Below are 10,112 nucleotides of genomic sequence, written 5' to 3' on the forward strand. Positions count from 1 at the left end.
CTGCGGGCCGCGGGCGCGACCCACGTGCTGCCCTCGGTCACCGAGTTCGCGCGGCTGCTGCTGGCCGAGCGCGGCTAGAGAATTCCGCGGCCCGGGCGCGCCTCGCCGGGGCCGCGGAGCACCCCCCGTTCCTACGATCCGTCACGTCCCCTGAACTGAAAGTTGCAGTCACCGTGCGTAATACGAACAACCGCCTCGCACGCACCATCGCCCGGACCGCCCTGATCCTGACCTCCGCCACCGCGGTCGCCTTCAGCCTGACCGCCTGCGGCGGCACCGGCGCCGGCGACTCCGGGGACAAGACGGTCACCGTCTACTCCGCCGACGGCGTCGGCGACTGGTACAAGACCCAGTTCGCGAAGTTCAAGGACCAGACCGGTATCGCGGTCAACCTGGTCGAGGCCGGGTCCGCCGAGGTCGTGAGCCGCGTCGACAAGGAGCAGTCCAACCCGCAGGCCGACGTGGTGGTCACGCTGCCGCCGTTCATGCAGAAGGCCGACAAGTCGGGTCTGCTGCAGGCCAGCGGCGTGGACACCGCCGCCGTCGCGGCCACCGACAAGGACGCGAACGGCAAGTGGGTGACGCTGGCGGGCAACTACCTGTGCTTCATCGCCAACCCCTCGGTCGACGCCGCCAAGCTGACCTGGGACGACCTGCTGAAGCCGGAGTACAAGGGCAAGCTGCAGTACTCCACCCCCGGCCAGGCCGGTGACGGCACCGCCGTGCTGATCCTGCTGCAGCAGCTGATGGGCAAGCAGGGCGCGCTGGACTACCTGGGCAAGCTGCAGGCCAACAATGTCGGCCCGTCCTCCTCCACCGGCAAGCTGCAGGCCAAGGTCGACAAGGGCGAGATCCTGGTCGCCAACGGCGACGTGCAGATGAACCTGGCCACCGTGAAGGAGAAGGGCTCGAAGTTCAGCGTCTTCTTCCCGGCCTCGGCCGGCGGCAAGCAGTCCACCGTGGCCGTGCCCTACCTGATGGGTCTGGCCAAGGGCGCGCCGCACTCGGACGCGGGCAAGAAGCTGATGACCTTCCTGCTGTCGGCCGACGCCCAGAAGGCGCTGCCGGACGCCTACGCGGTGCCCGCCCGCCAGGAGCTGAAGGACGCCGCGCCGTCCGCGGCCGGGGCGCAGTCGCCGGCCCAGGTGATCAAGAACGTCGAGGTCCTGCACCCGGATTGGACCAAGGTCCTCGACGAGCTCGACGCCGACCTGGCGGCCTACACCAAGGCCACCGGTAGCTAATTCACCCACAGGAGCAGCAGCCATGTCCTCCGCGTTGACGACATCCACGGTGGTCACCGATACCACCGCCGAACCGGCCATCGTGTTCGACCGGGTCGGGGTCACCTACGGCCGCGGTCGCAAATCGACTGTCGCACTGGCCGATTTCAACCTGCGCGTCGCCGCGGGGGAAACGGTGGCGCTGCTCGGGCCCAGCGGCTCCGGCAAGTCCACCGCGCTCAAGGCCCTGGCCGGATTCGTCCGGCCCACCTCGGGCGCGGTGCGACTGGCCGGCCGCGACGTCACCGACCTGTCCCCCGCCAAGCGCGGGATCGGGGTGGTGGTGCAGTCCTACGCGCTGTTCCCGCACATGCGGGTGCGCGACAATGTGGCCTTCGGCCTGAAGGCACATCGGGTGGCGCGCAACGAGATCGGGGGGCGCGTCACCGAAGCCCTCGAGATGGTCGGCATGGCCGGCTACGCCGACCGGCTGCCGCGCGAGCTGTCCGGCGGACAGCAGCAGCGGGTCGCCATCGCGCGTGCCCTGGCCATCCGGCCCAAGGTGCTGTTGCTCGACGAGCCGCTCGCCGCGCTCGACGCGCAACTGCGCCAGAACATGCTGGGCGAGCTCCAGCAGCTGCGCAAGGCGTTGCCGGACACAGCGATGCTCTACGTCACCCACGACCAGTCCGAGGCGCTGGCGCTGGCCGACCGCATCGCGGTGATGCGCGACGCCCGCCTGGTCGACATCGACACCGCCCACAACCTGTGGCAGCGCCCCGCGACCGAGTTCACCGCCGCCTTCCTCGGCGGCGCGAACCTGATCGCCTGCGAGGTCAAGCACGTCTCCGGCACCGCCGCGCTGGTCACCGCCGGTGAGCACACGCTGCGCGCCGACGCCCCGCCGCCCGGCATCGGCCGCCCCGACTGGGCCCCGAATGCCGAAGCCCAGCTCTGCGTCCGCCCCCACACCGTCCGCATCGTCCCGCTCACCGAACGAGACGCCTTGCGCGCCACCGTGATCACCAGCGTCTGGAAGGGCGCCTCCACCCGCCTGCACCTCGATATCGCGGGCCTGCCCACCGAACTCGCCGCCGACGTCCTCGGCCACACCGACATCGCCCCCAACGACCACGTCGGCATCCGCTTCGCCGACCCGGCGGGTGTGCTGATCCCGCCGGGCATCGGGACCCCCTCCGCCGCAGAGGAACCCGAGGTGCGCGCATGAACGCCGCCTTGTTCGCCGGAGTCACAGCGACCCGGGAGCGGAGAGCGTCATGACAGCACTGCTCGAATCACCCTCCGCACCTGCCGATCCCGGGGTCCGGAAGGCCGGACGGTCGTGGCGGCCGGTGCTGTGGACCCTGCCGCCGATGCTGGTGGTGGTGCTGATCGCGGTGTATCCGATCGTGCGGGTGCTGGTGGAGTCCACCGAGACCAAGTCCGGGCGAGGGGTCGGGACCTGGTCGAAGGTGCTGGGTGAGGAGTCGTTCCGGAATGCGTTGTGGCGCACCGTCACCATCGCGGTGAGCTCGACCGCGGGGTGCGTGGTGCTGGGGACGTTCCTGGCGATCGTGCTGGCGTTCGTGCCGTTTCCCGGATCGCAGGTGGTGGGGCGGCTCATCGATTCGGTGCTGACGTTGCCGTCGTTCCTGGTGACGCTGGCGTTCACGTTCCTGTACGGGACCGCGGGAGCGGTGAACGCGTTGATCGATCAGATCACCGGGGGCAGCAAGCCGGTACTGGACTTCCTGAGCACGCCGTGGGGTGTGATCCTGGCCGAGGTCACCTTCTTCACGCCGTTCGTGGTGCGGCCGCTGCTGGCGGCGTTCGCCCAATTGCCCCGGGAGCAGCTGGATGTGGCGTCCAGCCTCGGGGCCTCGCCGTGGCGGGTGCTGCGGCAGGTGGTGCTGCCCGAGGCGTGGCCCGCGCTGGCGGCGGGCGGCAGCCTGGTGCTGCTGCTGACGCTCAACGAATTCGGGATCGTGCTGTTCACCGGCGCCAAGGGCGTGATCACGCTGCCGGCGCTGATCTACACCCGCGGCATCGTCACCTTCGATCTGCCGGGCGCGGCCGTGCTGGCCTCGGTGCAGGTGCTGCTGTCGCTGAGCCTGTACCTCGGATACCGACTGCTGTTCGCGCGCCTCACCGGCGCGCGCAAGGAGAGCTGACCCATGCTGGTGTGGACGCGTCGCGGGCGGGCCGTGGTGCTCGCCGTCTTCGGGATCGTGGTCACGGTGGTGTTCGTCGCGCCCATCGCGACCGTGGTGGCCGCGGCGCTGGCCGGGCACTGGACCGGGCCGCTGCCCTCGGACCTCGGCTTCGCCAACTTCGATCGGGCGCTGTCGGGCGAGGAGTCCGCGAGCCTGTCGGTGAGCCTGCAGACCGCACTGCTGGCGAGCCTGTTCTCGCTGATCCTCGGCACCTGGGCGGCGCTGGCCGCGATGGAGGCCCCGGCCTGGCTGCGGCGGCTCACCGACGCGGTGTTCCACGTGCCGGTCGCGGTGCCGTCGGTGGCGATCGGGCTCGGCGTGCTGATCACCTTCAACGAGCGCCCACTGCTGCTGGGCGGCACCAAATGGATCGTCATCCTGGCCCACACCGTGCTGGTGCTGGCGTACGCGTTCAGCGGCGTCTCCGCCGCCCTGGACCGGCTCGATCCGGGCTACCGGCAGGCCGCCGAATCACTGGGCGCCGGACCGGCGCGCGTGCTGTCGCGCATCACGCTGCCGCTGCTGTTGCCCGCCCTGGGGGCCGCGGCCGGACTGGCCATCGCCCTGTCCATGGGCGAACTGGGCGCCACCATCATGGTGTACCCGGCGACCTGGAAGACGCTGCCGGTGAGCATCTTCGCGGCCACCGACCGCGGCGCGGTCTTCGACGCCGCCGCCAGCACCACCCTGCTGGTCCTGGTCACCCTCATCGCCCTGGTCCTGCTGGGCCGCCTGAAAGGACGTGCGGCGCTGCGCTGAACGACGCGGCCGCACCCACACCGCTGACCGGGTCATGAGGGGACGGTCAGCGGTGTCTTGCGTCGAGGCCCGGGCGTGGCGACGCCCGGGCCGGTAAACTCGCCTGGAAATCGGATATCGGGCGGGGGCTGGTCGATGGTGGTTGTCACAGGTCTGTCCGGCGAGTCCTACGACGTCGACGGCGAACCGTTCCATGCCGCGGGCGCGCGCTCGGTGCAGTACCTCTGCCGCGATCCCCGCGGGCAGCAACGGCTCTACAAGCTCTACCGCAACCCGGTCACCGCGCCCGACGCGATCGAATGGGCCCGGCAGGCCATGCTTTTCGGGCGGCAGACCGGGCTCGCCGCCGCGGCCGGATCCGCCGCCGAGGCGGTGAACTGGCCGATCGACCTCGTCCAGCACGACGCGGCGCTGATCGGCGCGATCCTGCCGCTGATCCCCCGCGACTATCTGCAACCCGACGGCCGGCCCCGCACCCTGGATCAGCTGTGGGCCGCGCCGGGGCAGACCACGCCGTATCTCCGTGCGGGACTGGCGGTTCGGCTGTGCGAGATCGTGCGGGTGCTCGAGGAGCGGCAGCTGATCCACGGGGACCTCGCGGCCGAGAACGTGCTGTGGCAGCCGGCCGCGCCACTGGTCTATCTCATCGACACCGCCGGGCTGCTGCCCGCCGACCGGGCCCACGATCGGTTCAAGGATCGGTACGACCTGGCGGCATTGCTGTACCGAACCCTGCTGCCCGACAGCGCGGGTCCGCCCGGCGCGCCGTGGCAGCCGGGCGGCGTGCCCGCCGATCTGGATCCGCGGGTGCGGGCGCTGTTCGACCGGGCCTTCGGCAATGGCGGCTTCGGGCCGGACGCGCGGCCGTCCGCACAGGAGTGGGGTGACACGCTGCGGGCGGTGTACCTCACGCAGGCGGGGTTCGGCACGTCGGCGGCGTCCTTGCCGCCGACCCCGACCTCACCGACCGGTTGGTCCGCGCCGCACCCGCTGGTGACGTATCACGGTGCACCCCAGCCGGATTCGACCAATACGGCCCTGAAGGTGATCCTGGGGGTCCTGCTGGTGGTGCTCGTCATCGCCATCGGCGTCGGCGTGGTCGTGCTCTCCGGCGATGACAAGACCGGCAACACCGCCACGGGTTCGAGCACTACGACCACCGCACCGCCGACGACCACGGCACCGACAACGACCACCGCCGTCCCGACCGCCTCCGGCACCCCGGAGCTCGACAAGACCACCCTCAACCAGCAGGGCACCGATAAGACCCCGTTCACCGCGGACGCCCTGCTCCCGTCGAGCTTCACCGACAGCAAGGGTGTGGTGTTCACCCGCCGCTCCTCCGGGGTGAAGGACTGCATCGCGAGCAATATGTCGCAGAACGTGAAGACCGCGCTGCAGGACAACAAGTGCGTCCAGATGGTGACCGGCACCTACATCGACAAGTCCGACAAGCTGATGACCTCGCTGGAGGTGTTCGCCTTCCCCTCCAGCACCGAGGCCGAGGCCATCTACACCAGCCTCAAGGGCCAGAAGCAGATCTGGGACGTGTGGTGCCCCACCCAGGGCGTCGGCTCCAGCGTCTGCCAGTCCGACCTCGATACCCTGTGGGCCGCAACCCATTCCAGCTGGAGTCGCTGGCAGTACCGCTACCTGTACGAGGCGTACTCGCTGTCGATCGACCTGAAGGTGGACGCCTCGCTGGAGCCCAGCCTGGACGCGCCTTCGCGAACCATCCTGCAGCTGGCGGGACCCGACAACTACTGGAAACCCCGCTGACCCAACCGCTTTCGATCGAAACGGGCGGGGGTCACAGACCCGCGGCGGCGGTCAGGAGGGCGCGGGAGTGGGTGTCGTCGGTGGCGCGGATGAGGCCCGCGGCGAGCAGATAGGCCGCGGCCATGTCCTCGGCGGAGTTCCGCAGTTCGGTGAGGGTGCCGGTGAGGTCGCGGCCCTTGCGTTCGAATCCGCGCCGCAGCTGCCGGGCGGAGCCGAAATCGCCGAAGCCACCGAGGATGTGGACACGGTGGCTGCGGTCGATTTGCGGATCCAGCACGGCTGCGAACCGCAGGAAGGTTGCGGCGCAGTGGCGCGCGGTGGCGACGTCCAGCCGGAAGTCGCCGGTGCGGGCCCGTTGGTACAGGTCGGTGGCGGTGCCCTCGCCCGGGTTCATGTCGAACTCCCCCCTCGAAAGTGTGGAACGCTGTATTTCACTCGCACGGTCGTGAATTCGAGTCGGCACGAATGAAAGATTTGGCGAATAAAACACCGGACGGTTGGTTCTAAACGCTTCCCACTAATTCAGGGCGGGCGTGCCGCGCCAGTCGACCACGCGGCACGCCGGGCGGGGCGCCCCGTTGCGCCCGCCGTCCACAGGCGGGACGAATCAACGATTCGGTGTCAATACCTCAATGAGGTCAATGCATTCGGAATCATTGTTCCGGTAAACGGCGACGGCCGCCGGCCACGTCGAATACGAGATCAGTGTAGCCGTCCACCAGTTCGGCCAGATGGTACCAGTGTTTATGGGTGTTATCACTGGAAGCGCCCTCGTGATCGATCACCTGGTTGGCTTCGACCCAGCTCCGGGCCATGCGGTCCACCACGGCGCCCAGGCTCTCGGTGTGCATGGTGGCGCCGTTGCGGTGCTGCGGCAGTTCCTGTTCCACCCAATCGTTGATATCGTCAACGAGTTCGCCGCGGCGGCAATCGATCTCGCTGACCATCATGGGATCCCTGACCTGAGCGCGACGTTCGTGCAGTTCGGCGAGTGCGTGCGCGGACCTCAGCAATACTCGATCTTGAAATCGCCTCCCTTGGAACGCACAGAGCAATTGCGGAGCGGTCGGCAGGACGCCGGCTATCGACATGGTCATCGAGACTCCCTATACGCACCCGACAGCATCACTAATCGCACCAACATGATTGGTCTCCGGATTCAGCTATACCGGTCATCGGATCGGTTGTTCACGAATAGGCTAGCTGGATCATGCTCTTACAAATGCAAGAACGCAATACTGCGTTCTAGCAAGTGCGCCAAGCGAAAGGGTCGTCATGGCAGGCAAGCGCACCGTGCTCACTGTCCGTTTGCGGAGGCTCGCCGCGATGCTCCACGAGATGCGGGAGAGCGCCGGGCTCAGCAAGGAAGTGGTCAGCGCCAAGACCGGCATCAACGTCACCACGCTGTACCGGATCGAGACCGCGCAGGCCAGGCCGCAACGCCGCACCCTGACGGCCATGCTGGACCTCTACGGCATCGGTGAGCCGGCGCGTTCAGATGCCTTGCAGTTGCTGGTCGACGCGTTACGCCCCGGCATGGCAAGGTCTTTCGAGGATGCGGTGTCGGAGGTCTACGGCGCGTACATCAACTTCGAGGCCGAGGCGCTCTCGGCGCGGTTCTTCCAGTCCACCTACGTCCCGGGCCTGCTGCAGACCGAGGCGTACGCCAGCGCGGTCTACCAGACCACCATGCCCAAGGTGTCGGATCAGGTTATCGAGCAACGGATCCGGGCTCGGCAGGAGCGCTCGAAGGTGCTCACCAAGGACAACCCCCTGGAGCTGTGGGTGGTGCTCGACGAGGCCGTCATCCGCCGCATGGTGGGCGGCCCCGAGGTGATGAACCAGCAGTTCAGTCAGCTGCTCGACCACACCAACAAGCGGAACGTGATCCTGCAGATCCTGCCCTTCGACGCCGGCGCGCACCCGGGCATGCTGGGCTCCTTCACCCTGCTCGACTTCCCCGACCCCGCCGACCCGGAACTGGTGTACGTGGAGGGCATCGCCAGTGACGAGCTGATCGAGGGCCACCCGGAGGTGCGCCGCTACGGGGTGATGTTCGACCAGCTCCGGGCCATGGCGCTGAGCCCGCGCGACTCGATCACCATGATCTCGGCGGCCATGGACGCCCTGAACGGCTGATCCTCCACCCACCCCAGGGTGGGACAACCCGCACCCTCGGAGCGGATTCCGGCAGCACTGTGGTCGCTACCGGCGGCGGCACGCGGCGGCGAGAGTGGATACATACCGAACGCCACCGCAAGCGGCCCCTCCGAGAGGATGATGTTCATGTGCAAGACGGTCGAATCGCCCGCGGCTCCCACGGCCATCGCGGTGACAACCGCCGACTGCGACCTGAGCTACGCCGAACTGGATCGCTGGAGCAATCGGGTGGCGCGCATGCTGCTGGGTCTCGGGGTCCACCCCGGGGCCAGGATCGTGATCGCGGAGACGCCGCGAGTCGAGGCCGTGGTCTCCCGCCTGGCCATCGAGAAGACCGGCGCGACTCCCATCCCGGTGACCACCGAGTCGACCGTGGCCCGCGCCGATTTCGGCATCACCACCAAGGCCGGACTGGATCTGGTCACCGACCCGGGCCGCTGGCTGGTCCTCGATGACCGCAGCACGCTGGTGCAGTACCTCACCGGCTCGGACGCCCCGCTCAGCGAGGCCGAACTGAACCTGGCGCGGAAGGCCTCCTGACCGCGCCGAAGCCGCCGCAGCCCGCAGAAGGTTTCCGCAGTATGGCTTTCAGCAGTCCCCTGCCCTCCACCCCTGACACCTCGGCGGCCTTCGCCCTCTCCGCCGCGCAACGCGGCATCTGGTTCGCCCAGCAGCTGGCCGGGGACACCCCGGTCTCGATCGCCCAATACGTGGAGCTGACCGGGCCGATCGACGCCGGCCTGCTGGCCGACGCCGCACGCCGGGCCGGACGCGAGTTCGGCACCGGCTACCTGCGGCTGATCGAGATCGACGAGCTGCCGTGGCAGCTGGTCGACACCACCCTCGACGACCGTGTGCGGACCGTGGACTGCAGCGGCGCCCCCGACCCGCGCGCCGCCGCGCAGGAGTGGATGCGCGCCGAGTACACCGCGCCCCTGGACCTGACCCGCGACCGCCTGTGCACCATGGTGATGCTGCGGCTCGGCGAGGACAGCTGGTACTGGTACTCGCGGTTCCACCACATCCTGCTCGACGGCGTCGGCGCGCTCACCATGCTGCAGCGCACCTCGGAGATCTACAACGCCACCATCACCGGGCAGGAGGTTCCGGCCGGCAAGGCCGAACCATTGCAACGCATCGTGGAAGCCGATGCGGCCTACCGGAATTCGGACAAGCTGCAGGCCGACCGCGACTACTGGCGCGAGCACCTGGCCGGGATGCCGGAACCCGCGCTGCTGGGCCGGCGCACCGGCGCGGTCGACGCCCACCCGCGACTGCTCAGCGGCGCGCTGCCCGAAGACACCGCCGCCCTACTGGATTCGCTGACCGCCGCGCAGTCCACCAGTCCGGCGCCGGTCGTGGTGGCCGCCTTCGCCGCCTTCGTCGGGGCCATGACCGGTGCGGGCGAGATCGTGCTCAGCCTGCCGGTGTCCGGCCGCACCACCGCCACGCTGCGCCGATCCGGCGGCATGGTGGCCAATGTGGTGCCGCTGCGGCTGCCGCTGTCGCCCACCGCCACCGTCGGCGATCTGCTGCGCGCCACCCAGGGTGAGCTGACCGCGGCGCTGCGCCGGCAGCGGTACCGGCAGGAGGACATCTTCCGGGACCTGGGCTGGGCCATGGACGAGGTCGCCGGGTTCGGGCCGACGGTCAACCTCATGCTGGCCGACACCCGCATCCACCTCAGCACCGCTGATTCCGGCGGGGTGACCGGCCAGTTGCACGTGCTGACCTCGGGCATGATCGACGACCTGTTCGTCAACGTCTACCCCGGCACCGGCGGCGAACCCACCCACATCGACTTCCAGGCCAATCCCCATCGCTACGACGAACCCGAACTCGCGGCGCTGCACGCCCGGTTCCTGGACTTCCTGCACCGCTTCCTGGCCGGCGGCGTCGAGCAGTCGCTGACCGCGGTGACCGCGCTGTCGGCGGCCGAACGCGCCGCGCTGGCCAACCGGAGACCACCGCCGCCGCC

General features: G+C 69.2%; 10 protein-coding genes. 8 read left to right on the forward strand and 2 right to left on the reverse strand.

All coding sequences use genetic code 11. From position 1 onward, the window contains the following. Positions 1–173: 173 nt before the first annotated feature. The 5 genes from ACWELJ_RS31245 to ACWELJ_RS31265 all read left to right on the forward strand — a co-directional run bounded on the left by ACWELJ_RS31245 (position 174) and on the right by ACWELJ_RS31265 (position 5,974). The gene (locus ACWELJ_RS31245) at positions 174–1,244 is read left to right on the forward strand and encodes a 2-aminoethylphosphonate ABC transporter substrate-binding protein (RefSeq protein WP_452369687.1); all 1,071 of its coding nucleotides are present in this window, start codon (positions 174–176) and stop codon (positions 1,242–1,244) included. 22 nt (positions 1,245–1,266) lie between these two features. After that, positions 1,267–2,451, forward strand: a complete 1,185-nt coding sequence (locus tag ACWELJ_RS31250) for an ABC transporter ATP-binding protein (RefSeq protein WP_452369688.1) — start codon at positions 1,267–1,269, stop codon at positions 2,449–2,451. A gap of 49 nt (positions 2,452–2,500) precedes the next feature. Continuing rightward, positions 2,501–3,394: a 2-aminoethylphosphonate ABC transporter permease subunit gene (locus ACWELJ_RS31255; RefSeq protein ID WP_452369689.1), complete on the forward strand. Its 894-nt coding sequence runs from the start codon at positions 2,501–2,503 to the stop codon at positions 3,392–3,394. A gap of 3 nt (positions 3,395–3,397) precedes the next feature. Next, positions 3,398–4,195 carry an ABC transporter permease gene (locus tag ACWELJ_RS31260; protein WP_452369690.1) on the forward strand — a complete coding sequence of 266 codons (798 nt, stop codon included), beginning with the start codon at positions 3,398–3,400 and terminating at the stop codon, positions 4,193–4,195. A 135-nt stretch (positions 4,196–4,330) separates the two neighbouring features. Next, entirely contained in the window at positions 4,331–5,974 is a 1,644-nt protein-coding gene (locus ACWELJ_RS31265) for a hypothetical protein (protein WP_452369691.1), read from the forward strand. Positions 5,975–6,005: 31 nt separating this feature from the next. On the opposite strand, the gene ACWELJ_RS31270 is transcribed toward ACWELJ_RS31265, so the two are convergent. Together ACWELJ_RS31270 and ACWELJ_RS31275 are read right to left on the reverse strand one after the other, a co-directional pair. Beyond that, entirely contained in the window at positions 6,006–6,368 is a 363-nt protein-coding gene (locus tag ACWELJ_RS31270) for a hypothetical protein (protein WP_452369692.1), read from the reverse strand. A 259-nt stretch (positions 6,369–6,627) separates the two neighbouring features. Next, entirely contained in the window at positions 6,628–6,987 is a 360-nt protein-coding gene (locus ACWELJ_RS31275) for a DUF4254 domain-containing protein (RefSeq protein WP_379102218.1), read from the reverse strand. 262 nt (positions 6,988–7,249) lie between these two features. Between ACWELJ_RS31275 and ACWELJ_RS31280 the strand changes: the two genes are divergently transcribed. The 3 genes from ACWELJ_RS31280 to ACWELJ_RS31290 all read left to right on the forward strand — a co-directional run. Continuing rightward, the gene (locus tag ACWELJ_RS31280) at positions 7,250–8,113 is read left to right on the forward strand and encodes a helix-turn-helix domain-containing protein (protein ID WP_452369693.1); all 864 of its coding nucleotides are present in this window, start codon (positions 7,250–7,252) and stop codon (positions 8,111–8,113) included. A 147-nt stretch (positions 8,114–8,260) separates the two neighbouring features. Then, positions 8,261–8,674, forward strand: a complete 414-nt coding sequence (locus ACWELJ_RS31285; RefSeq protein WP_452369694.1) for an AMP-binding protein — start codon at positions 8,261–8,263, stop codon at positions 8,672–8,674. Between the two features lie 41 nt (positions 8,675–8,715). Continuing rightward, positions 8,716–10,112: condensation domain-containing protein (locus ACWELJ_RS31290; RefSeq protein ID WP_452369695.1), on the forward strand; the 1,397-nt coding region annotated here is incomplete at its 3' end.

This window comes from Nocardia sp. NPDC004582 (genome assembly GCF_053602115.1).

Bases quoted from the DNA above. Each gene is read 5' to 3' on its own strand.
- ACWELJ_RS31250 (WP_452369688.1), top strand. From the start codon at position 1,267: ATGTCCTCCGCGTTGACGACATCCACGGTGGTCACCGATACCACCGCC.
- ACWELJ_RS31255 (WP_452369689.1), top strand. From the start codon at position 2,501: ATGACAGCACTGCTCGAATCACCCTCCGCACCTGCCGATCCCGGGGTC.
- ACWELJ_RS31260 (WP_452369690.1), top strand. From the start codon at position 3,398: ATGCTGGTGTGGACGCGTCGCGGGCGGGCCGTGGTGCTCGCCGTCTTC.
- ACWELJ_RS31265 (WP_452369691.1), top strand. From the start codon at position 4,331: ATGGTGGTTGTCACAGGTCTGTCCGGCGAGTCCTACGACGTCGACGGC.
- ACWELJ_RS31270 (WP_452369692.1), bottom strand. From the start codon at position 6,368: ATGAACCCGGGCGAGGGCACCGCCACCGACCTGTACCAACGGGCCCGC.
- ACWELJ_RS31280 (WP_452369693.1), top strand. From the start codon at position 7,250: ATGGCAGGCAAGCGCACCGTGCTCACTGTCCGTTTGCGGAGGCTCGCC.
- ACWELJ_RS31285 (WP_452369694.1), top strand. From the start codon at position 8,261: ATGTGCAAGACGGTCGAATCGCCCGCGGCTCCCACGGCCATCGCGGTG.